At 38.9% G+C, this 23,412-nt stretch carries 26 protein-coding genes and 1 other RNA gene; 20 read left to right on the forward strand and 7 right to left on the reverse strand.

The features are described from left to right. The first annotated feature begins 2 nt into the window (after positions 1-2). The 8 genes from BTR25_RS02365 (at position 3) to BTR25_RS02400 (ending at position 6,563) form a co-directional block, all read left to right on the forward strand. Positions 3-527, forward strand: coding sequence for an RDD family protein (locus tag BTR25_RS02365; protein ID WP_083652224.1), 525 nt, complete (start codon positions 3-5; stop codon positions 525-527). Between the two features lie 76 nt (positions 528-603). After that, the gene (locus BTR25_RS02370) at positions 604-1,299 is read left to right on the forward strand and encodes a DUF2953 domain-containing protein (protein WP_254842615.1); all 696 of its coding nucleotides are present in this window, start codon (positions 604-606) and stop codon (positions 1,297-1,299) included. Between the two features lie 18 nt (positions 1,300-1,317). Next, positions 1,318-1,794 (forward strand): GerW family sporulation protein, encoded by a 477-nt coding sequence (gene ytfJ, locus BTR25_RS02375; protein WP_075685795.1) that lies wholly within the window; start codon positions 1,318-1,320, stop codon positions 1,792-1,794. Between the two features lie 202 nt (positions 1,795-1,996). Further along, complete coding sequence (gene tpx, locus BTR25_RS02380) at positions 1,997-2,497, forward strand: thiol peroxidase (protein ID WP_075685797.1); 501 nt, start codon at positions 1,997-1,999, stop codon at positions 2,495-2,497. A 176-nt stretch (positions 2,498-2,673) separates the two neighbouring features. Next, on the forward strand, positions 2,674-3,657 hold the full coding sequence (locus BTR25_RS02385; RefSeq protein WP_075685799.1) for a class I SAM-dependent methyltransferase: 984 nt from the start codon (positions 2,674-2,676) through the stop codon (positions 3,655-3,657). 249 nt (positions 3,658-3,906) lie between these two features. After that, on the forward strand, positions 3,907-5,091 hold the full coding sequence (locus BTR25_RS02390; protein ID WP_075685800.1) for an acetate kinase: 1,185 nt from the start codon (positions 3,907-3,909) through the stop codon (positions 5,089-5,091). A gap of 117 nt (positions 5,092-5,208) precedes the next feature. Beyond that, a complete protein-coding gene (locus BTR25_RS02395) occupies positions 5,209-6,048 on the forward strand; it encodes an EcsC family protein (protein WP_075685802.1) in 840 nt (279 codons plus the stop codon). 2 nt (positions 6,049-6,050) lie between these two features. Beyond that, positions 6,051-6,563, forward strand: coding sequence for a MogA/MoaB family molybdenum cofactor biosynthesis protein (locus tag BTR25_RS02400; RefSeq protein WP_075685804.1), 513 nt, complete (start codon positions 6,051-6,053; stop codon positions 6,561-6,563). A gap of 43 nt (positions 6,564-6,606) precedes the next feature. Here BTR25_RS02400 and BTR25_RS02405 read toward each other — a convergent pair whose 3' ends face one another. Further along, complete coding sequence (locus BTR25_RS02405) at positions 6,607-6,921, reverse strand: hypothetical protein (RefSeq protein ID WP_075685806.1); 315 nt, start codon at positions 6,919-6,921, stop codon at positions 6,607-6,609. 87 nt (positions 6,922-7,008) lie between these two features. Continuing rightward, entirely contained in the window at positions 7,009-7,461 is a 453-nt protein-coding gene (locus BTR25_RS02410; RefSeq protein ID WP_075685808.1) for a universal stress protein, read from the reverse strand. Positions 7,462-7,566: 105 nt separating this feature from the next. Between BTR25_RS02410 and BTR25_RS27395 the strand changes: the two genes are divergently transcribed. The 3 genes from BTR25_RS27395 to ald all read left to right on the forward strand — a co-directional run bounded on the left by BTR25_RS27395 (position 7,567) and on the right by ald (position 9,391). Continuing rightward, positions 7,567-7,725 (forward strand): hypothetical protein, encoded by a 159-nt coding sequence (locus BTR25_RS27395; protein WP_175596686.1) that lies wholly within the window; start codon positions 7,567-7,569, stop codon positions 7,723-7,725. 114 nt (positions 7,726-7,839) lie between these two features. Further along, positions 7,840-8,094: a spore coat protein gene (locus BTR25_RS02415; RefSeq protein WP_483295225.1), complete on the forward strand. Its 255-nt coding sequence runs from the start codon at positions 7,840-7,842 to the stop codon at positions 8,092-8,094. Between the two features lie 175 nt (positions 8,095-8,269). Beyond that, entirely contained in the window at positions 8,270-9,391 is a 1,122-nt protein-coding gene (gene ald / locus BTR25_RS02420; RefSeq protein WP_075685810.1) for an alanine dehydrogenase, read from the forward strand. Between the two features lie 93 nt (positions 9,392-9,484). On the opposite strand, the gene ssrS is transcribed toward ald, so the two are convergent. Further along, positions 9,485-9,682, reverse strand: a non-coding RNA gene (ssrS, locus tag BTR25_RS02425) — 6S RNA. 55 nt (positions 9,683-9,737) lie between these two features. Next, the gene (locus BTR25_RS02430) at positions 9,738-10,835 is read right to left on the reverse strand and encodes a M24 family metallopeptidase (RefSeq protein WP_075685812.1); all 1,098 of its coding nucleotides are present in this window, start codon (positions 10,833-10,835) and stop codon (positions 9,738-9,740) included. Between the two features lie 175 nt (positions 10,836-11,010). Between BTR25_RS02430 and BTR25_RS02435 the strand changes: the two genes are divergently transcribed. The 3 genes from BTR25_RS02435 to BTR25_RS02445 all read left to right on the forward strand — a co-directional run bounded on the left by BTR25_RS02435 (position 11,011) and on the right by BTR25_RS02445 (position 13,420). Then, positions 11,011-11,691, forward strand: coding sequence for a metal-dependent hydrolase (locus BTR25_RS02435; protein WP_075685814.1), 681 nt, complete (start codon positions 11,011-11,013; stop codon positions 11,689-11,691). 65 nt (positions 11,692-11,756) lie between these two features. Then, entirely contained in the window at positions 11,757-11,993 is a 237-nt protein-coding gene (locus BTR25_RS02440) for a hypothetical protein (RefSeq protein ID WP_075685816.1), read from the forward strand. Between the two features lie 107 nt (positions 11,994-12,100). Then, positions 12,101-13,420, forward strand: a complete 1,320-nt coding sequence (locus BTR25_RS02445; protein ID WP_075685818.1) for a CBS domain-containing protein — start codon at positions 12,101-12,103, stop codon at positions 13,418-13,420. 57 nt (positions 13,421-13,477) lie between these two features. On the opposite strand, the gene BTR25_RS02450 is transcribed toward BTR25_RS02445, so the two are convergent. Then, complete coding sequence (locus BTR25_RS02450; RefSeq protein WP_075685820.1) at positions 13,478-13,786, reverse strand: YtpI family protein; 309 nt, start codon at positions 13,784-13,786, stop codon at positions 13,478-13,480. Positions 13,787-13,879: 93 nt separating this feature from the next. Between BTR25_RS02450 and BTR25_RS02455 the strand changes: the two genes are divergently transcribed. Further along, positions 13,880-14,818, forward strand: a complete 939-nt coding sequence (locus BTR25_RS02455; RefSeq protein ID WP_075685822.1) for a DHH family phosphoesterase — start codon at positions 13,880-13,882, stop codon at positions 14,816-14,818. A gap of 42 nt (positions 14,819-14,860) precedes the next feature. Here BTR25_RS02455 and ytrI read toward each other — a convergent pair whose 3' ends face one another. Beyond that, on the reverse strand, positions 14,861-15,364 hold the full coding sequence (ytrI, locus tag BTR25_RS02460; RefSeq protein ID WP_075685824.1) for a sporulation membrane protein YtrI: 504 nt from the start codon (positions 15,362-15,364) through the stop codon (positions 14,861-14,863). Further along, positions 15,361-15,696: a sporulation membrane protein YtrH gene (gene ytrH, locus BTR25_RS02465; RefSeq protein ID WP_075685826.1), complete on the reverse strand. Its 336-nt coding sequence runs from the start codon at positions 15,694-15,696 to the stop codon at positions 15,361-15,363. Before ytrH ends, ytrI begins: the two co-directional genes overlap by 4 nt. A 167-nt stretch (positions 15,697-15,863) precedes the next feature. Between ytrH and dnaE the strand changes: the two genes are divergently transcribed. From dnaE to accA, 5 genes are all read left to right on the forward strand, one after another. Beyond that, entirely contained in the window at positions 15,864-19,229 is a 3,366-nt protein-coding gene (dnaE, locus tag BTR25_RS02470; RefSeq protein WP_075685828.1) for a DNA polymerase III subunit alpha, read from the forward strand. Between the two features lie 112 nt (positions 19,230-19,341). After that, positions 19,342-20,580: an NADP-dependent malic enzyme gene (ystJ, locus tag BTR25_RS02475; RefSeq protein ID WP_075685830.1), complete on the forward strand. Its 1,239-nt coding sequence runs from the start codon at positions 19,342-19,344 to the stop codon at positions 20,578-20,580. A gap of 56 nt (positions 20,581-20,636) precedes the next feature. Further along, the gene (locus BTR25_RS02480; protein ID WP_075686451.1) at positions 20,637-21,212 is read left to right on the forward strand and encodes a FadR/GntR family transcriptional regulator; all 576 of its coding nucleotides are present in this window, start codon (positions 20,637-20,639) and stop codon (positions 21,210-21,212) included. Positions 21,213-21,396: 184 nt separating this feature from the next. Next, a complete protein-coding gene (gene accD, locus BTR25_RS02485) occupies positions 21,397-22,272 on the forward strand; it encodes an acetyl-CoA carboxylase, carboxyltransferase subunit beta (protein ID WP_075685832.1) in 876 nt (291 codons plus the stop codon). After that, entirely contained in the window at positions 22,266-23,243 is a 978-nt protein-coding gene (accA, locus tag BTR25_RS02490; protein ID WP_075685834.1) for an acetyl-CoA carboxylase carboxyl transferase subunit alpha, read from the forward strand. The genes accD and accA overlap by 7 nt, the downstream gene beginning before the upstream one ends. Positions 23,244-23,412 lie beyond the last annotated feature (169 nt).

The raw sequence follows: 23,412 nt of genomic DNA on the forward strand, positions 1-23,412 counted from the left end.
TAATGGATACGAATGAGAATCAAACAGGTTTGATACCAGAAGATCTCACTCAAAATGGAGAGACTATGATTTCGAAACAGGACCCGATTGAAGAAGACGGTGGGGTGGGAACTATCCGTTACGCGGGTTTTTGGATGCGCTTTTGGGCTTATTTACTAGATATTGTCATTGTAGGCAGTCTTGTTAGGTTGTTAGTTAAACCATTATTTCGCCTGCTAGAAATTCCTTTAGCAGACTCTAATATGTTTGCTCCAATTTCGATAGCATCAGCTGTTATTTTCTATTTGTATTTTGTTCTAATGACGAAATACTTCAATCAAACATTAGGAAAGATGGTTTTTGGACTTAAAGTTGTAGATCTAAATACAGGAACATTATCATGGAATACGATTTTATTTAGGGAATGGATTGGTCGCTTTATTTCTGCAACCATTATTGTAGGCTACATCATTGTCGCCTTTATGCCGAAAAAACAAGGTTTGCATGATCTTTTTACAGAAACAACTGTAGTCCATGTAGAGCGCTAAATAGGATAAATAAATCTGTCATTAAATGGCAGGTTTATTTTTTTTATTATAGGTAATACTAGTAGGCTGAAAGGTTGTGAACAATTTGATTTGGCTGCTGATTGCTCTTATTATTCTTTTGGTTTTTCTTATCATCCTTATTACTAAAATAACTGTTCACATTGATTACTATCATCATAATGATAACGATGACTTAAAAATAGAATTTAAAATTTGGTTTGGCTTGATTAAGTATAAGATGAAAGTCCCACTAATCAAGATCGATGATAATTCACCCAGTATAATCGTTACGGGAGAAAAACAAATGGGCGACTCCCCTGACAACTCTAAGAATGTAGAACAACAAATTACACCTAATAAAGTTATGCAAAACATGCATAACGTCAGAGAAATTTTGAATCATGTTGTTCATATGGGTTCGATTGTTAAGAGATTTTTATCAAGAGTCTCTATTAAGCAATTTGATTGGCATACTTTAGTCGGGGTAGGAGATGCAGCAGCCACTGGTGTACTTTCTGGGGCATTTTGGACGATAAAAGGGAGTATGGTAGGAATACTCAGCCACTTCTTAAAATTAAAAGAAATGCCAAACATATCGGTCACTCCTCATTTTCAACTAGCGATTATACAAACCCGAATCACATGTATTATTCAGTTTCGAATCGGGCATGCTATTTTGGCAGGATTAAAACTTATAAAATTCTGGAAGGGCGGACGCCCAAATCTAAGAATGAATGAGAATTACAGTAAAGAAAAAACTAAATCCGTTTAAAATAGGAGGAAACAGAACATGTCTGAACATCCAATTCAAGGTTTGATGACGACTGCAATGGAGAGCTTAAAGGAAATGATCGATGTTAATACAATCATTGGGGATCCTGTTGAAACTCCTGACGGAAGCGTCATTCTAACCGTTTCTAAAGTAGGGTTTGGATTTGCTGCTGGAGGCAGTGAGTTTAAAATGGATGGCTCACAAAAGCAAGGTGAAGGGCAAAGCGGGTCGAAGCTTCCTTTTGGCGGAGGGAGCGGCGGCGGTGTATCCATCACACCTATTGCCTTCTTAATCGTTAATTCTCAGGGAGTTAAGATGCTTCATCTTGATGAAAGTACACATCTATATGAAAAGATTTTAGAAATGGCTCCTCAGGCAGTAGATAAGATACAACAAATGCTTTCGAAAAAAAATGAACCTAATCAAGGGCAGAATTCTAACCAATCAAACCCATCGTATCAGCATGATTCTCAAAAACAAGGTTTTAATATTTAATGGAAAAGTTAATCTTCCTCAAATAAGGAAGGTTAACTTTTTTCTTGGGTAAGCCTCGCCAATCGGCAGTTTTCTTAAAGCTGCTAATATTGGGTTCAAATAATTGCAAAAAAGATTCTGACAAGATATATTAACACTGTACATATCGAAGCAAACTAGAATTTTGAATACCCGGTTTGCAGCGAAAAAGGAGGATGTAAGTATGGCAAATGTAACTTTTAAGGGAAATCCAGTCACATTACTAGGAAACGAAGTGAAGGTAGGAGATAAGGCGCCAAACTTTAGTGTATTGGCTAATGATTTATCTGCAGTCACTCTAGAAAACACAAAGGGTCAAGTTCGTCTAATCAGTGCTGTACCTTCTTTAGATACAGGTGTCTGTGATGCAGAAACGCGCCGTTTCAATGAGGAAGCGAATAGCTTAGGCGACGTTAAAGTTTTAACAGTTAGTGTGGATCTGCCGTTTGCTCAAAAGCGCTGGTGTGGAGCAAATGGAATCGAAAATGTTCAAACGCTTTCAGATCACCGCGACCTTTCTTTCGGAGAAGCCTATGGCGTAGTCATCCAAGAGCTAAGATTACTCGCACGTGCGGTATTTGTAGTTGACTCTACTGACACCGTAACATATGTGGAATATGTAAGTGAGGCTACTAATCACCCTAACTACGAAGCAGTACTCGAAGCCGCTAAAAACGCAAAATAATATTTAATACAAAGAGGCCTCGCACAAACGAGGTCTCTTTCATTTAACTTGTAAAACATATTCCTTTTCATATAAAATGTAGGCTGTGTTAAGTTTGACTAGTGAAAGGTTTTTGTGAATCTGCAAGACTCCAGCGGAGGAGTGAGCAAGAAATTTTTTTATAGGGGGAGAAGAAAGTGACGATTTCTCCAGTGGAACAACTTTTTACATTATTCAATGAAACAGCCATAGTCCTGCAAGAAGAATTAGAGTGTACATATTTAGAAGCTCTTGCCGAAACAGGGGAGAACCTTTTTCATGGCAGCATTCTTCAAGAAGAACTAAGTGAACTATCGCAAAAAAGAATAAAGAAACAGTACCTAGAGATTAACTTGGATAATTTCTCCAAGGAGGAAATCCGTAAAGCCTATCAGCTAGTCATTTTAAAGGGAATGAAAGAGAATGTGCAGCCTAACCATCAAATGACCCCTGATTCAGTCGGGATGGTCATGGGCTATTTGGTTAATAAATTTATCAATAAGCCTTCCTTCCGTTTGCTAGACCCTGCTGTCGGGACAGGCAATCTCTTAACAACCGTTTTAAATCAATTATCTAGTAATGTAAATTCAATAGGTGTTGATATTGACGATCTCTTAATCAAGTTAGCCTATGTGAATGCAAACTTACAAGAGCATCCAATTGAGCTTTTTAACCAAGACAGCCTTGAACCATTATTTATCGATCCTGTCGATGCGGTGATTGCAGATTTGCCATTTGGTTTCTATCCCAATGATGTACGGGCAGCCGATTATCAATTAAAAGCCAACGAAGGTCATTCATATGCACATCATCTGTTCATAGAACAAAGTGTTCGCCATACAAATCCAGGTGGATACCTATTTTTTGTTATTCCTAATGGACTATTTGAAAGCGAGCAAGCCGGACAGCTTCGCGAATTTTTCAAAGAAAACATCATCGTTCAGGGACTGCTTCAATTACCATTGAGTATGTTTAACAATAAAAATGCAGCCAAAAGTATCCTTGTATTACAAAAGCAGGGAGAAGGCGTAACAGCACCAAAACAAGCTTTACTAGTTGACCTCCCAAAATTATCAAATGCAGTTGAAATGGATAAAATGCTAACAAAGCTTGAAAAATGGTTTCAAGAGAACAAAAGATAAGACCGATTAAGCATCACGGTCTTATCTTTTTTTGTAGGAAAAAATTTTATTGGAAAAGTCTAAATAATGAGAATTGAACTTTATTTGAACGTAACCGTTTCCAACCAATTAAACCCTTGTATTGTAATAAATACAGTGTTTTAATGGGAAATTGAGAGCAATAATCGGCATTGGTTTGTGCACAATAAAAGTGTACGTATACAGACCTCTAAAAGCTAATGTTGGTTATATAAAGGAGCGGTATTATACATGTCAAAAATTATAGCGATTAATGCAGGAAGTTCTTCACTTAAGTTTCAGCTATTTGAAATGCCAAACGAAGATGTAATCACAAAAGGACTAATTGAAAGAATTGGATTAAATGATTCCATTTTTACCATCACAGTGAATGATGAAAAAGTTACAGAAACAACTGATATTCCCGACCATGAAGTAGCAGTAAAAATGCTCTTAGATAAATTAACCACTTTAGGAATCATTGAATCATTAAATGAGATCGAAGGTATTGGTCACCGTGTAGTACACGGTGGAGAAGCGTTTAATGATTCTATTGTAATCACAGATGAAGTCCTGGCTAAGATTGAAGAACTTTCGGAATTAGCACCGTTACATAACCCAGCTAACCTTACTGGCATTATGGCTTTTAAAGGGGTGCTTCCAAATGTTCCTGCAGTAGCAGTTTTCGATACTGCCTTCCATCAAACAATGCCTGAAAGTTCATACCTTTACAGTTTGCCATACGAATACTATGAGAAGTTTGGAATTCGTAAATATGGCTTCCATGGCACATCACATAAGTATGTATCACAGCGTGCAGCAGAGCTTCTAGGGCGGCCAGTAGAACAATTGCGTCTCATCTCTTGTCACCTAGGTAACGGGGCAAGTATTGCCGCTATTGAAGGCGGGAAATCAATTGATACGTCAATGGGCTTCACACCACTTGCTGGTGTTACAATGGGAACAAGGTCTGGAAATATTGACCCTGCTCTAATTCCATTTATCATGGAAAAAACTGACCAAACGGCAGAACAAGTGCTTGATGTTTTAAATAAAAAGAGTGGGATGCTTGGAGTATCTGGCTTCTCAAGTGATTTACGCGATATTGAAGTAGAGGCAAGCAAAGGAAATGAGCGTGCACAGCTTGCATTAGAGGTATTTGCCAACCGTATTCATAAATATATCGGTTCATATGCTTCACGTATGTTCGGAGTAGACGCGATTATTTTTACTGCCGGTATCGGTGAAAATAGTGATGTTATTAGAGAAAATGTCCTAAAGGGACTTGAATTCATGGGAGTATATTGGGATCCAACTCTTAACAAAGTAAGAGGTAAGGAAGCATTTATTAACTATCCACATTCACCTGTAAAAGTTATGATTATTCCTACAAATGAAGAAGTCATGATAGCAAGAGATGTAGTGCGTTTAGCATAGATAGAAATATTGTTGGGCAAACAATCATCTGGATTGTTTGCCTTTTGGTTTAGTTCTTTCCTTTCCTGTCTTTGTGATATAATGTAAGCAAATATTGGAAGAGTAGGGGGGACAGCGATGCCTTTGACAGAACGGGAATCTGCAGTCTTAGAGGAAATACGTAACTGGGAACATACCTTATTGAATTACGAAGCAAACGACCTGCAATTAACATATGAAAAATATATTGAGCGTTCTTTTTCTCTACTGCCTGAAAATATTCAAAAGCAGTTTTTTGCAGTGATTGACAGCTGGTTGTTTCATCTACATGGGATGATTCAAGGCTCGCAGCTCCAAATGGATGCAAAAGAAAGAATCCTTTCTTCTGGGAGAATATTTAATAAGGATATTGAGAACGTCAAAGACTTAAAACAATTGAACATTGATCAATTGCAATACATAGCAATGCAGCAAATAGCCAGACACAGACTATATTCCTTTACACAGGGTGGGTTGGCCGGAACGGGAGGAACGCTTCTTTTAGGGACGGATATTCCTGCTATGGCGGTCATTAATTTACGGGTGGTTCAGCTAACCGCAATGACCTATGGATTTGAGATTAATACTCCCAATGAAATGATGACTTCTTTAAAGGTTTTCCATACAGCAACCTTGCCTCCAAGGTTACAGAAACACGGCTGGTCTGTCTTGATGAATGAATTAGAATCGAGCACAGAAGCATATTTCTATGAAGGTAATGAGGAAATTATGGATGTTACTTGGCTCGAACAACCGATACAGCAATTACTTAAAGCGATGGTAATCAGTTTGTTTCGAAAAAAAATAATACAGGGAATTCCACTCGTCAGTATGGCAATAGGTGCAGGTGCGAATTATCAGTTAACAAGAAAGGTCACGGACCTAGCGCATAAATACTACCAACTTCGTTATCTTAAGGAAAAAGAGGAGTCAGTTTAACGATGAGTAACCAAGAGCACAAGAAGGAAGCGCCTAAGAATATAAATTGTAAAATCATTACGGTCAGTGACACGAGAAATCAGGATACAGATAAAAGCGGCAGGCTGATGATCGAGCTGCTTGAACAGAATGGCCATAAAATAGTTGATTATGTGATTGTAAAGGATGAAACGACACTAATTCAGGATGAAATCCTAAAAGGCTGCGCCAGAAAGGATATTGATGTCATTCTTACAAATGGTGGAACAGGAATTGCCAAACGAGATGTAACCATTGAATCTGTTCAAGAAATACTTGATAAAGAAATTATTGGATTTGGGGAATTGTTTAGAATGTTAAGCTATCAGGAGGATATCGGCTCTGCTGCCATCCTCTCAAGGGCTGTAGCTGGAGTGGTAAGAGATAAGGCTGTTTTCTCGACACCAGGCTCGACAGGTGCAGTAAAACTTGCCATGAATAAGCTAATCCTGCCTGAAATCGGCCATGTAGTTAGAGAAATAAAAAAGGATTTATAGATGAAAGGCTCCCTTACTTAAGAATAGAGGGAGCCCTTCATTTTTATTGATGGATTTTAGCTGATAGTATTTGGTTTGCTCTGTACCATAACCATAAATCATTGATGATTGATGCAAGCTCAGCAATTTCATTGTTCAATTCGCATGAGCGGGGAAAGTTAGTTTCGGTTGAAAGTTGCGCTTGCTTTTCATTAATAGTCTGTTCAAGTTCTGCTATACGATCTGGTATCCTGCCGCGAATTTTCTCCCAATCAAACAAGATTTTATTTTGAGTTTTTTCATCATAGTTATGCCAATCTAAATGTAGATCTGGTATTGGAATTCCTAGACGTTGGTCAAAGGAAAAATGTTCGTTCATGTAACTGCCTCCAATGGTGTGATTAGTTTTATTTTACAATATTTTGATGAGTATAAACGATTGGATTGCAAAAATAGATCAAAGAGTTTAAGGGAGTTCTTTAGTTGTACGAACAACAAGCACGTCACAAGGAGCATAGCGAGTGATGTGTTCTGAAACACTGCCGATTAAGAATCTTTCCACGGCATTCATCCCTGTAGCACCGCAGATGATTAAATCTACCTTATGTTTTTTTGCCATTTCCTTAGGAATCTTAACTTTTGGAGATCCATACTCTATTTCATAGTCTACTTTTTTGATTCCTGAATCAAGAGCTTTTTGTTTGTATCGATCAAGGAAATCGGTGGCTAGCTTGTTTGCTCGGTCCGCAATATCAGGGTCATAAGAATCAATTAATAGAAACGATCTTGTGTCAATGACATGAGCTAATAACAATCCAGCGTTATTCCTTTTGGCGATGTCAATCGCCTTTTTAAATGCCCATTCCGCCTCAGTTGATCCATCCACCGCGACTAAGATTTTTTGATAACTAAGTCCCATGCTTTCTCCCCCTTACCTAAATTATAACAATTTTTTCTAGGAATAGATGTTGCAATTTTTCGAAAAATAATAAGGTGATTATACCTATGAAGGGAGAAGATCTATATGGCAAAAAGGGATTCAGAGTATAGCGCTACATTTGAGATGAATGAAGACGGTGCAAGAGAAGTAAGCGAACAAATCATGGACTCTTATAATAGTGGTATTATTGACCAAGAAAGTCCGCAGGCTTCTAATGTGGAAATGGACGAGAAAAATAGATGAAGCTTGGTACATCCATCTATAAAATTTAACGATATTAGGACGTTAACCCAAGAAAGTATCCGCTCATGTGCATATCCTTTTAGTGTATAAAGACAAAATGAGGAGGAAGTATAAATGCACATGATGGGGCAGTACCACGCAGGAATAAATCCTAATGATGTAAGATTTGGTCCAGGGTTCGGTTTCGGGAGAAGGCCCGGATTCGGAAGACTAGGATTCGGAAGACCAGGATTCGGAGGACCAGGATTTGGATTTGGTGGAATTGGTTTTGGGTTTCCACTAGGATTGTTAGGGGGATTAGCATTAGGGTCAGTACTTAGACCGCCAGTCCCATTCTATCCGCCATACCCATATTATCCTTGGTACTAGGAAAAAGCTTTGCGGTTATCCGCAAAGTTTTTTTATATTGAAAAGTTCATAATAAAAAAGGTTGGGTATTCTTTGTTTTTTTTGGTAAAATGATAATGTTTTCATGGTAGGGCTTTCACTACTAAGGAAATGAGAATTCATTATACTAAGAAGAGTATAAATTGGAGGTAAGTACATGCGGATCGGTGTTCCTACAGAGATAAAAAACAATGAAAACCGTGTTGCCATGACACCAGCGGGTGTTTTTAACCTATTGAATTTTGGCCACGAGGTTTATATTGAAAAGGGAGCAGGACTAGGTTCCGGTTTCACGGACGAAGATTATGCTTCTGCAGGTGCAAAAATAGTAGACACTGCTTCAGAAGCATGGTCTATGGATATGGTCATGAAGGTTAAAGAACCACTACCTAGTGAATACCAATTTTTCCGAGAAGGGTTAATTCTCTTTACATATTTACATTTAGCTCCAGAGCCTGAGCTAACAAAAGCCTTAATCGATAATAAGGTAGTTGGAATTGCCTATGAGACAGTCCAGCTTCCAAATCGTTCGCTGCCATTGTTAACTCCAATGAGTGAGGTAGCTGGTAGAATGGCAGCGCAAATTGGGGCACAATTCCTAGAAAAGGTGCACGGAGGAAAAGGGATCCTGCTCTCAGGTGTACCAGGGGTGCAAAGAGGGACTGTGACCATTATTGGCGGCGGTGTAGCAGGAACAAATGCGGCCAAAATGGCAATTGGACTTGGAGCGAAAGTTACGATTATTGATTTAAATCCAGATCGTCTTCGCCAGTTAGATGATATTTTTGGATCCGATGTGACTACTTTAATGTCAAATCCGTATAATATTGCCGAAGCTGTTAAAGAATCTGATTTAGTCATCGGTGCAGTTCTTATTCCAGGAGCAAAGGCCCCAAAGTTGGTTACAGAGGAAATGATTCAAGCGATGACACCAGGAAGTGTGGTAGTGGATATTGCAATTGATCAAGGCGGTATTTTCGAAACGACCGACCGTATTACCACTCATGACAATCCAACGTATATTAAACATGGTGTTGTGCACTATGCTGTTGCTAATATGCCTGGTGCAGTTCCAAGAACTTCAACAATTGCATTAACCAATGTAACCGTACCTTATGCGATTCAAATAGCCAATAAGGGCTATACACAGGCATGTCTAGATAATGATGCTTTACTCAAAGGGATCAACACCCTCGGCGGTTTTGTAACCTATGAGGCAGTTGCTGAAGCACATGGCCTTGTATACTCAGATACAAAATCCTTGCTGCAACAATTCTAAAGATGGAATGGAGAGCCCAACTAATGGAGTTCTCCTTTTTGTATGCATGAAAAAACCAGCTCCTTAAAGGAACTGGTTTAGAAAGAACAAGTTGATAAAGCCGCATTTGCCGTAACTCAGTTAAGAAAGTTTTAAACCACCACTCCTCAAAGTGGGTGTTCGCAGAAACGTTCCTGCATGTCCTCCATGTCAATATAGACAGAGGCTTGTCATTATGGTTTCGATAGTAAAACTCCCTGTTACAGTTTAAAGGTTAAAACTTTATTATCACTACGAACAACGCAGCCTGTATTTGTATATTACATCAATTGAATCATTTAATCAATGTAAAAAAAATCCATCTAACCTAGCGGATGATGGTTAGTTCTTTTGGAAACTTGGTTAATACTTTAGCACCGTCACCAGTAATAAACACATCATCTTCAATACGTACACCAGCTACTTCAGGAACATAAATTCCAGGCTCAATCGTATAGACCATTCCAGCTTCAATCACCAATGGATTTGTCTCTGTTAAGGAAGGATATTCATGGACGCTGATTCCAAGGCCATGGCCAAGGCGGTGTGGGAAATATTCACCATATCCTGCATCAGAAATAATTTTGCGGGCTGTTTGATCTACCTCAGCTGCAGCAGCTCCAGGAACACTTGCTTCAATCGCTGCCAGCTGTGCTTTTAAAACCGTATCATATATTTCTTTTTGCTTATCATTTATATCACCATATGCGACGGTTCTAGTAATGTCAGAGCAGTAGCGGTCCACAACGACGCCTAAATCAAATAGAACCAAATCGCCTTTTTTAATCTTAGTTTGTCCCGGGTTTCCATGAGGAGAAGCGGCATTTACCCCGGTAAGGACCATTGTAGAAAACGACATTTCGGTTACGCCTTTTTTCTTCAAAGCAAATTCAACAGCGTTTAAAATGTCTAATTCCGTTTTCCCTTCTGTAATTTCACTACAGCCCACTTCAATCGCATAATCTGCTAATGCACATGCCTCTTCAATGATTTTTAATTCCTTTTCATCTTTAATCATTCTCAGTGTTCGTAATTTTTCTTCGGCCGAGACGGAAACTGCCTGCGGGAATAATCTAGAGAGCTGTTCATACCGCTCAACATTCATATGCTCTTTTTCAATTGACACTTTGTTTACTACCTTAATTCTGTTCTTTATGGCACGCATTATTAAATCCCATGGCTGGTCAATATCACTAAAACCAATTATTTCATGGGCCCAGCCAGACCTCTTAGCATCGTGGATTTCCATTCCTGGACAGACAAGAAATGGTTCTTCTTCTTGAAATACGACTAACGCTAATAGTCGTTCATGTGGTGTCGTATAAAACCCGCTCAAATAAAACACATTTTCTGTTGAAGTGATGAAGCTAACTTCAATATTCTCTTCTTTCATCCAATCCTGTAGTTTATGTAATCGATCGTTCACAAAACCCCTCCTAAAAACAGATTATAAATTGAGAGTAACAACGAAATCTTAAAATGTAAATAAACAAAAACAACTCATTGTCCTAAATGGTATGAAAAATGGGTATGTTGGAAGAAGGAAATGGCTTCTAAAGATGGAAGTTATACTACATATATTTTTGAAAGGGGATTACATGATGAAAGTTTCTTATCACGGACACTCTGTTGTACAAATTCAAACAAATGGGAAGACCATTTTAATTGATCCTTTTATTACTGGAAACACTCTAACAGATCTTAAGGTAGAAGAGATTAAGCCTGATGTCATTATCTTATCGCACGGGCATGGCGATCATGTAGGGGATACAGTAGAGTTAGCCAAAAAGCATGACACACTAGTAATTGCTAGCCATGAGCTTGCAACGTATCTAAGCTGGCAGGGTGTTAAAACCCATGCCATGCATATTGGCGGTGCCTATCAATTTGATTTTGGAAAAGTGAAACTCACCCAAGCATTCCACGGTTCAAGCTATATTACCGAAAACCAAGAAATTATTTATTGCGGCATGCCTGCAGGAATCTTATTTATGAATGAAGGTAAGACAGTGTATCATGCCGGCGATACAGCTTTATTTTCAGACATGAAATTAATTGGTGAAAGACATTCCATTGATTTAGCCTTCCTGCCAATAGGTGATAATTTTACTATGGGTCCAGAGGATGCTGCCTATGCTGCCAAGCTTTTACAGGCAAAAGTCATTGTTCCGATCCACTTCAATACTTTCCCGCCGATCAAACAGGACCCGACCAAATTCATAGAGTTACTAGAGGCTAAAAATGGGATAGTTCTTGAATCAGGTGAAACGGTAGAATTATAATACTTTTTTTCCTTCCTCAGGCATAAAAATAATACAAGCAGTTATATTTAAGGGAGGAAATGAAGATGAAAAAGAACAGATATTTGCTATGTCTTTTATTATGCGGTTTTATGCTATACTTCGCAGTTCCAAGATTATCAATCAATGCAGAAGGGCTTCAAGGTACCTTTTCACTTGTTTGGCTGGCTTTTGCACTTATCGTAATTGCAGGAAATCTGACGGCTATATTATACAGCCCGAAGCGTCTAGTGAAAGCGGATCAGCCGATAAAATCTAAGAAGAAATCTCGCTCTTTTCACTAAATATGTGAGCGACTGCATTGAATCAAGCCTTTTTTCACCTTATAATTAACCATAAGATTAATTATTCGACTCCATGAATAGGAATAAGAAGATAAAGGGTGAAGGTCTTGGCTACTAAGCATGAACAGATTTTACAATACATTGATGAGCTTCCTGTTGGGGAAAAAATATCAGTGAGACAAATCGCCAAGGCGATGAATGTGAGCGAAGGCACAGCATATAGAGCAATTAAAGAGGCCGAAAACAAAGGCTATGTTAGTACGATTGAACGTGTTGGAACGATCCGAATTGAACGAAAGAAAAAAGAAAATATTGAAAAACTAACTTACGCAGAAGTCGTCAATATTGTAGATGGCCAAGTATTAGGCGGTAAAGCGGGTTTGCATAAAACTCTTAATAAATTTGTTATTGGTGCGATGAAACTAGAAGCGATGATGAGGTACACAGGGCCAGATAACCTTCTAATTGTCGGTAACCGGACGAATGCACATGAACTGGCACTCAAAGCCGGAGCAGCTGTACTGATTACCGGGGGCTTCGATACGGATGAACATGTCAAAAAATTAGCAGACCGTCTTGAGATGCCGATTATCTCGACAAGCTACGATACGTTTACAGTTGCAACGATGATTAACCGCGCCATCTATGACCAGTTGATTAAAAAAGAGATTATTCTGGTTGAAGATATTTTAACGCCTCTCACAGATACATTCTTTTTGAGAACATCTGATAAGGTTGCAGATTGGCATGCATTTAATCAGAAAACGATGCATAGTCGTTACCCGGTTGTCGACCAAAATATGAAAATCCAGGGTATGGTAACCTCAAAAGATATTTTAGGACAAAACCTAGAAATAGCGATTGATAAGATTATGACAAAACAGCCGATGACAGTCAGCGGTAAGACAAGTGTCGCCTCAACAGCCCATATGATGGTCTGGGAAGGAATTGAGGTTCTTCCGGTGGTGGACGATTCTAATCGCTTAGTGGGAATCATTAGCAGGCAGGACGTCTTGAAAGCCTTGCAGATGAACCAAAGACAGCCTCAAGTGGGAGAAACGATTGATGACATCGTCACAAATCAAATGGTTTTAATGAGCGGAAGAGCAAAGGGGGAGGAAGTTTATACCCTTGAGGTTACTCCGCAAATGACGAACCATCTTGGAACAATCTCTTATGGAGTTTTTACTACAGTTGTTTCCGATGCAGCCAACCGAATTTTAAGAAGCTATAAAAAAGGAGACCTTGTGGTAGAAAATATGACCATCTATTTTTTCAAACCTGTCCAGCTCGAAAGTGTATTAGAAATTTTTCCAAGAGTCCTAGAGGTAGGCCGAAAATTCGGGAAAGTTGACGTAGAAGTCTTCAATGAGGGAATACTAGTAGGTAAGGCGATGATGATGTGTCAATTGCTTGATAGAAGCTAGGGAATCGCATATGATGAAAATAAAAAAGCCGCTTCCGATGAGAAGCGGCTGCTTTACTTATTTTGCGTCAACACCTTCGGCTTCTTGAATGGCAAAAGGTAGATAGTGCTTGTACTTTTTATACCCAACTAAGGTAAACACACCGCCGTAAATAATAAATATCGCAGCAATGATGTATTCAATCGTCGTTATGGAAATATAGATCGCATGATTAATCCCAAATAATCCAACAAACAAGCCAAGAGCTATATTTGATTTTGCTGAAAGCCACTTTTTCTCAACAGGTCGTTTACACCTGAAAAATTTAGTTTTATAAAATAAATAAAAGGCAAAACAGATGACAATAAACACAACTAGAACTGACATTTATCTTCCTCCAAAATCAAAAATCTTTTTTCATTGTAACTTTATTTCGGACAAAATGCTACAATAGAAAAAAATAATAAACTAGGTGATCTTATGAAAGAGAAAATTTTAGAATACATAAAACAGTACGAAACCATCATTGTTCATCGGCACGTTCGGCCTGACCCGGATGCTTACGGTTCTCAATGCGGGTTGGTCGAAATAGTAAAAGCTTCCTTTCCTGAAAAGAAGGTTTATGCCGTCGGAGAGGAAGATCCATCACTTCATTTCATGTCACGGTTAGATACGATTGCTGATGAAGTCTATCAAGGGGCATTGGTCATCGTCTGTGATACAGCGAACGTAGAGAGGATTTGTGATACTCGCTACACATTAGGCGATCTGCTGATAAAAATCGACCACCATCCAAATGAAGATCCTTACGGAGATTTCAGGTGGGTTGATACGACTGCTAGTTCAGTTAGTGAGATGATCTATGAATTCTACTTATTTGGTAAAGATAAGGGCTTAAAAATAAATGATAAAGCTGCTCGGCTGTTATATGGAGGAATCGTTGGAGATACAGGCAGATTTCTTTTTCCAAGTACAACGGATAAAACCTTCGCCTATGCAGGGGAATTAATCCACTATAAATTCTCAAGGACCGAGCTGTATGATAGTATGTATGACCTTGAGCCAAATATCATCAAATTAAATGGCTACATATTGCAGAACTTTGAACTATCAGATGACGGTGTTGCTTCAGTTATTTTAAATAAAGAGCTATTAGATAAGTACGATGCCATTGCTCCTCAGGCCTCTTTGCTCGTCGGAACTTTAGGCAATGTAAAAGGAGTTAAAGCTTGGGTATTCTTCATTGAAGAGGAGGACCAAATAAGAGTCCGACTGCGCTCAAAGGGACCAATAATCAATGGAGTAGCTAGGAAATTTAAAGGCGGAGGCCACCCGCTCGCATCAGGCGCCAGCATCTACTCATGGGATGAAACCGAAGAAGTAATCAGAGAATTAACAGAAGTCTGTAAAAATTACTAAGAAAAAAGTAATCGGCCCTTCCCAGAAACGGGGGGCCGATTACTAATCTTCAAAACTAATTTCAAGTGAAATGGACAAGGTAGTGTAAATGATAATTTCTCTAACCTGAAGCTTATAGCGCTTATCATTGATTTTTACGGTTTTATTTTGAATAATTTTTTTAATCAGTTCCTTACTTTTATAAACCGTATCCATATCCTTTGCAATCATCATACTGATATCATCTCTTACAGAATCCTCTATCTCTAAAACACTCAAGGAATCGAGTTTATACTTTTCAAAATTGGCTATTTTGACATTGATTTTTTGAATGGTCAGCTGTTCAATCGTCCGCTTGTTGATCTCTTTATATTCTTCCTGCCAAATTTTCTTCTCCTCTTTTAAATCGACAATTTCCTTAGTCTGTTTTTCAATCAAGGCAGTATGCTCTTCCTGCCAAACACCAAAAATATATAAAAAAATGGTCCAGCTGAGTGCTCCGCCAATGGCTGTACCTGCAAAAAAACGCTGCCAGGATGGTCGCCGGTAATAAGGTGGTATTCTCATGAAATATACTCCTGAGTTAACCAATTAATCAATAAAGCCCCAGTCTGAGCCCCGCCTAATGCTGAAAGAATAATTAGAAGCTGTTTAAAAATATCCCTAGTTTCAGCATTGAATAACCCACGTTCAAAACTATAAACGGCATCAAAGGTACCGCCAATGGCAGCCACAATTGCCCAAATCCTTAGGTCAGTGGATAGCCGGTAAACAGCAGTAAGCGGTGGTTGTCCAGTTAAAAAGGCTGCTATCCCTCCAATCAAAGCACCGCCAAGAATAACTCCTAATGCAATAAAATAACTTTCAATAAAGGTAGGGAAAAAACCAATTTCTTTCATTGCTTCAACCGCCTCTGCAAATATTCAAAGTCTATATATCATCTATATGGACAATCCTTGTTATTTATGAGAGTAGAAAAAGGATTTTAAAAGCAGAACATATTTTCCTTTTTTCATTTTTTTGCTCTATAATTAAAGATAGAGAAAATGGTAGAAGGGGTGACAAAATGTCTTTTATTCACCTTCACGTATATAGTGCCTATAGTTTATTAACTAGTACTGCCTCGGTACCTGAATTGGTCAGTAATGCCAAGGAAAAAGGTTATACTGCGCTTGCTTTGACAGACCGAAATGTAATGTACGGTACAATCGAATTTTATAAACAGTGTATAAAAAATAATCTAAAACCGATTATTGGTTTAACAGTAGACGTAGAAAGTGAACAGGAAGAGGAAGATGCTTTTCCGCTTGTCTTACTAGCGGAAAATGATAGAGGATTTAAGAATCTTTTAAAGATTTCAAGTGCAATCCAAACAAAGGCATTAAAGGGAATTCCCTATAAATGGTTAAGACATTATGCTGAAGGGCTTATTGCGATTACTCCAGGAATTGAAGGAGAGATTGAACAGGCAATCCTGAACGACCGCCCAGATTTCGCCAAAGAGTTAATTTTCAAATTTCAGTTTATATTTGGACAAGAAGGCTTCTTTATGTCGATTCAAGACCATCAATTACCAGATGAAGAAAGGTTAACAAAACAGCTGCTCGTATTGTCTAAGGAATTAAATTTTCCATTAGTTGCAACAAATCGAGTCCATTACCTAGAAAAAGAGGATATGTTTGCGCAAGAATGTATGTTAGCAATTAAAAATGGTGCTAAGCTGCAGGCAGAAGATAGGGAAAAATTAGGAACGGATCAATTTTGGCTAAAATCTGTTCCAGAGATGGTTGAAGTTTTTTCTGATATTCCTGAAGCTTTGGAAAATACGCTCTTTATTGCAGGAAGGTGCAAGGTAAATATCGAATTAAATAGAACATATCTACCGGAATATCCAACAAATAACGGAATGTCAGCAGTAGAATATTTGGAAGCTTTGTGCAAAAAAGGTTTAAGTGAACGTTTTCAGACTCCCTTAGTGGAGTATGTAGAAAGGTTGTCCTATGAATTATCGGTGATCAATAGGATGAACTTCAGCAATTATTTTTTAATTGTATGGGATTTTATGAGGTATGCACGGGAACACGATATTTTTACAGGACCGGGAAGAGGATCCGCTGCAGGGTCTCTCGTTGCTTATGTTCTATATATTACAGATGTTGATCCGATTGAACATGATCTTTTATTCGAACGATTTTTAAACCCAGAACGGATTTCGATGCCCGATATTGACATCGACTTTCCGGACCACCGTCGTGATGAAGTAATTGAATATGTTGCGAAGAAATATGGGGAATTGCATGTTGCGCAAATTGTTACCTTTGGAACGATGGCGGCAAAAGCCGCTTTACGAGATGTCGGCAGAGCGTTTGGTCTAAATCCAAAAGAATTGGAACAACTTTCGCGAGTAATCCCGGGACGGTTAGGGATTACATTAGCTGAAGCATATAAAGAATCTAAGCCGCTTAAAGCGTTTATTGATGAAAGTCCATTAAACCGCAGGCTATTTGAAACTGCTATGAAGCTTGAAGGACTTCCACGCCATACCTCTACGCATGCAGCGGGGGTTGTGATAAGTCAAAAGCAGTTAGTTGAATTAATTCCCATTCAGCAAGGCCATAACAATGTGTATTTAACTCAGTACTCCATGGAACATCTAGAAGAAATCGGCCTATTAAAGATGGATTTTCTGGGGTTAAGAAATCTATCGTTAATTGAGTCGATTACCGCTTCCATCAATCGGAGAACTAGTAAAAAAGTAGATATTCGTTCAGTCAATTTGAAAGACGCTAAGACATTTGAATTGCTGGCACGAGGTGAGACCACAGGTATTTTTCAGCTTGAATCTGAAGGAATGAGAAAGGTTTTATCCCGTTTGAAACCATCCCGCTTTGAAGATATCGTAGCAGTTAATGCCCTTTACCGTCCAGGACCGATGGAAAATATCCCGCTCTTTATTGATCGCAAACATGGACTCCAGCCTGTTGAATATCCGCACCCTGATTTAAAACCCATCTTGGAAAATACCTATGGTGTCATTGTCTATCAAGAACAAATCATTCAGATTGCCTCAAGGATGGCTGGCTTTTCTCTAGGTGAAGCAGATTTACTGAGGAGAGCGGTGGGGAAGAAGCAAAAAGAGGTACTTGATAAGGAACGAAACCACTTTGTACAAGGTGCATTGCAAAAAGGGTATGACCGCATACTTGCCAATGAGATTTATGATTTAATTGTCCGCTTTGCAAACTATGGATTTAATCGGAGCCACGCCGTTGCCTATAGTATGATTGCCTATCAGCTGGCATATTTGAAAGCGAATTTCCCGCTTCACTTTATGGCAGGTCTGCTAACATCAGCGGTGGGCAATGAGACAAGACTTGCGCAATACATCATGGAATCGAAACAAAAGGAGATTGAGGTCCTTCCCCCTTCTATCAATTACAGCAACTACCCCTTCCAGGTCGAAGAAAAGGGTATTCGTTATAGCTTAGCGGCGATTAAGGGTGTAGGCGGTACGGCTTTAAGAGGAATTTTTCAAGCGAGAAAGAAGAAACGGTTTGACGATTTATTCGATTTTTGTATCCGTGTTTCTTCAAAAGCTATCAATCGCAAAATCCTTGAGGTACTAGTCCATTCAGGAAGCTTTGATGAATTTGGTGAAGACCGAGCGGTATTACTGGCCACTCTCGATGTTGCACTTGAACATGCACAGTTATTTAAAATTGACGAGTCGAATCAATTTGAATTGTTCTCTGAGGAAGAAATGTCTCTAAAGCCAAAATATGTTTCCGTCGATCCAATCAGGCAGGAGGATAAGCTCGCATACGAAAAAATCGCGCTAGGTTTTTATCTTTCAGACCATCCAGTTTCTATTTACCGTAAAGAACTGGAGCAGGCAGGAGCACAAATGCTCTACAATCTATCGACAGACAAGAAGCAAGTAGCTTCGGGTATATATATAGCGGCTGCCAAAAAAATACGAACAAAGAAAGGAGATTCAATGGCCTTTTTTACCGTAAGTGATGCTAGCGGTGAAATGGAGGCAGTTGCGTTTCCAACTGTCTACAAGAGGTTTTCCCATATTTTAGAGCAAGGGAATTTTGCCGTCATTGAAGGAAAAGTGGAGGAAAGAGAGGGAAAAGGACAATTTAACATCCAACAAGCCTTTGAAATGCCAGCATGGTTAGCGGCAAAAACCAAGAGGCCGTCGATTTTGTATTTAAAAGTAATTGAACAGAAACAAGACGATGAATCTTTAAACCATCTAAAAAAATTATTTAAGGAACACAAGGGTAACAGTAATGTAGTTCTCCATTATGAGTCCACTAAGAAAACAGTCAGATTGGGTAATGATTATTCAATAAATCCTAGCGGTAAGCTATTGGACTTACTGAGAGATTTACTAGGTTCTAACAATGTAGTTTTGAGAGAATAAATCTTTACAACGACCACAGATATGTTATAGTTGTAGAGAGATGGCGTGGTCTGACCACTGATAAACAATAGGGGTATTGAATGTTTTGCACTAATATAAGGGGTGACATGTCTTGACTTTACGGGAAGAAGCCTTACATATGCATCGTATTAACAAGGGGAAATTGGAGTCTAAATCAAAGGTAGCAGTGCGAAATGCAAAGGATTTAAGTTTAGCATATTCACCAGGAGTGGCAGAGCCTTGTAAAGAAATTTATGAGAAACCAGAAACCGTCTACGATTATACGATGAAGGGCAATATGGTTGCTGTAGTAACCGACGGAACAGCCGTCCTTGGCCTTGGAAATATTGGACCTGAAGCGGCACTTCCAGTTATGGAAGGTAAAGCCGTCCTATTTAAAAGCTTTGCTGGTGTAGATGCATTTCCAATCTGCTTAAATACCACTGACGTTGAGAAAATTATTGAAACCGTAAAGTTACTTGAACCAACGTTCGGCGGTGTTAACCTCGAGGATATCGCAGCACCTAACTGTTTTGTAATCGAAGAAAGATTGAAGAAAGAAACAAATATCCCAATCTTCCACGATGACCAGCATGGTACGGCAATCGTTACAGTGGCTGGACTTGTAAATGCATTAAAATTGATTGGCAAAAAAATAACTGAAATTAAAGTTGTCGCAAATGGCGCAGGAGCTGCAGGCATTGCAATCATAAAATTATTATACAGCTATGGAGTAAGAGATATTATCATGTGCGATACAAAGGGTGCGATTTACGAAGGACGCCCGCAAGGAATGAATGATGTCAAAGCAGAAGTTGCTAAATTCACAAACCGTGATAACTTGACTGGCAGTCTAGAAGATGCCATTAAGGGTGCTGATGTTTTTATTGGTGTTTCGGTAGCAGGTGCATTAACAAAAGAAATGGTAGAAACGATGAATTCTGATGCTGTAATCTTTGCGATGGCTAATCCGGTTCCTGAAATTATGCCGGAACTTGCAAAAGAAGCGGGTGCGAGGGTGATAGGAACAGGAAGATCTGACTTTCCAAATCAAGTGAATAATGTCTTGGCTTTCCCAGGAATCTTCCGTGGTGCATTAGATGTTCGGGCAACTCATATTAACGAAAAAATGAAGGTGGCTGCTGTTGAAGCCATTGCAAGTTTAATAAGTGAATCCGAGCTAAATGAAGATTATGTAATTCCAGCACCTTTTGATCCTAGAGTCGCTCCAGAAGTAGCAGCTGCCGTTGCAAAAGCAGCAATGGAAACAGGTGTTGCCCGTTTGAAGGTGGATCCTGAAGATATAAAGGAAAAAACAAAGAGGCTCGCTATTATTGGTAAAAGTGAGTGATGTTGTAAGTGACTAATACTAAGGTTTATCTCGAAATTGTTAAACAGCTAAGAGCAATGATTTCAGCAGATGGCTTGAAAACTGGAGATAAAATCCCTTCTGAACGTGAATTATCCGAGCGCCTGAATGTCGGGCGCTCTTCTGTTCGCGAAGCTTTAAGGGCATTAGAGTTGTTAGGTTTAATAGAGACCAGACGTGGTGAAGGAACTTTTATAAGGGATTTTCGTGGAAATCAGCTTGTACAATTGCTTGGCACCTTCATTCTTCAGGATGAAAAAGCTAAAAAAGATGTTGTGGAAACAAAGAACTTAATTGAAATGGATTGCCTGCGGCTGGCAATGTATAGAATTAACCCCCGCCAGTTAGAAAAGTTAAAGGAACGGGTTGAAGCTGACCAAGTAGATGACGATGAGTTCTTTTATCATATTATGGAGTGGTCTGACAACCATTTAGTCTCTAGAATTTGGCTGATTCTAAAGGATTATTACTATTCATTAAACTTAACGAAAGAAGAATATAAAAGGAAAAGCTTTCTATCAATATTAGAAGCCTTAGAAAATAAGAATGAAGAAATGACGCTTGAGGCTTACAGTAAACTAAGAAATTTGTCTGTTTCTACCGACAAATACTAACAGATTTTGAATTTTATTTACATTATAGTAGGTAGACAAGCAAAAAAAGCCCAATTATTAGAATGGGTCATTTTAAGACCGTAGTGGTCAGACCAGTCAATAGGTTTGAATCTATGTAAATATAGAAAGACTTCAGAGATAGAAATTATTACGTTTATTTTCCTACAAGGGAGGTTTCTACAACTTGCTTAAAGAACTTTTTACTAAAAATACTCAAAAGAAGAAGAAATACGCTACAATACCATCTGAGGCAGCTAAGAACGATGTCCCTGAAGGAATCATGACGAAGTGTCCATCTTGTAAAACAATCATGTATACAAAAGAGTTAAATAAAAATCTCAAAGTATGTTTACACTGTGGCTATCATCATGCGATGAATTCTAACGAAAGAATTCGTAGTTTTATTGATGAGGGTACATTTAATGAAATTGACGAGAATATGATTTCGGAAAATCCATTAAATTTTCCAGATTATCTTGAAAAAGTAGAAAAAGACCGTTTAAAAACGAAAATAAATGAAGCTGTTGTGACTGGAAGCGGCAGCGTGAATGGTAATCAAGTGGTTGTTGCGATTATGGATTCCACTTTTAGAATGGGCAGTATGGGATCGGTTGTAGGTGAAAAAATTACTCGGGCAATCGAAAAGGCGGATGGAATGTCAGTGCCGTTCATTATCTTTACAGCCTCAGGTGGAGCTAGAATGCAGGAAGGTGTTCTGAGCTTAATGCAAATGGCAAAGACAAGTGTTGCTTTAAAGAAATTCAGTGATAATGGGGGCTTGATTATCTCCATTATGACACATCCAACCACAGGTGGTGTCTCAGCCAGTTTTGCTTCGCTAGGTGATTATAATTTTGCTGAACCAGGAGCATTAATTGGTTTTGCTGGACGGAGAGTCATCGAACAATCAATTAGAGAAGAACTTCCTGAGGATTTCCAAACAGCTGAATTTCTATTGAAGCATGGGCAGCTGGATGCGATCATTCCACGCTTAGAGTTAGTTGAGAAACTAACGAACATTCTCGAAATTCATCAGCCAGGAGGTGAACCTAGATGGTAGGAGAATTAGAATTTGAGCGCCCAATTTTACAATTGAAGAACAAAATTCAAGAACTAAGGGATTTCACGAAATCAGCAGATGTTGATTTATCTTCTGAGATTGAAAAATTAGAACTTCGACTTGAGAAGCTTGAGAAGGATATATACGGAAATATGAAACCCTGGGACCGTGTGCAGATTGCCCGCCATCCGAGCAGGCCGACTACGCTTGATTATATTGAGAACTTGTTTGAAGGCTTTTTTGAATGTCACGGGGATCGATCATTTGGGGATGACGAAGCCATTGTTGGAGGAATTGCCAAATACAGAGGATTGCCGGTAACGGTTATTGGTCATCAAAGAGGAAAAGATACAAAGGAAAATATCCGCAGAAATTTTGGGATGCCACATCCAGAAGGGTATAGAAAAGCACTGCGGCTAATGAAACAGGCTGATAAATTTAGACGGCCAATCATCTGTTTTATTGATACGAAGGGAGCATATCCTGGAAAAGCGGCAGAAGAGCGTGGACAAAGTGAAGCGATTGCTCGTAATTTGTTTGAAATGGCGAGCTTAAGGGTTCCCGTTATTTGTATCGTGATCGGTGAAGGTGGAAGCGGTGGTGCTCTTGCACTAGGTGTAGGCAATAGAATCTATATGCTTGAAAACTCGACTTATTCTGTTATCTCACCTGAAGGTGCTGCAGCTATCCTATGGAAGGATGCTAAGCATGCAAAACTTGCAGCGGAAACGATGAAGATTACGGCTCCTGATTTGAAAGAACTTGGAGTAATTGATGATATTATTCCTGAAATCAAAGGCGGGGCACATCGTGATGTTAAGAAGCAGTCGGAAGCAATGGATTTAGCACTCCGAAAAGCCTTAAAGGAATTATTAGGCTTCTCTGAGGAAGAATTAATTACTGACCGCTACAATAGATTTAGAACAATTGGTGAATATTCTTTCGATAAAGATTATATTAGCATACCTTAAAACGTGCTCATGTAGCGCGTTTTTCTTTTGGCTATGTTAAAGGATAATGTTAACGGAAGCGAAGTGCCTGGAGCGTAAATCGTCAGGCAAAATTAACATAGCCTTTTTTTGTAATCAATCTTTAGAGCAAATCATTGTTCACCAATCTTTCACAAAGATTTCTATAAAA

Origin of the sequence: Bacillus sp. MRMR6, from assembly GCF_001940785.1 — a bacterium.
GTDB lineage: Bacteria > Bacillota > Bacilli > Bacillales > Cytobacillaceae > Neobacillus.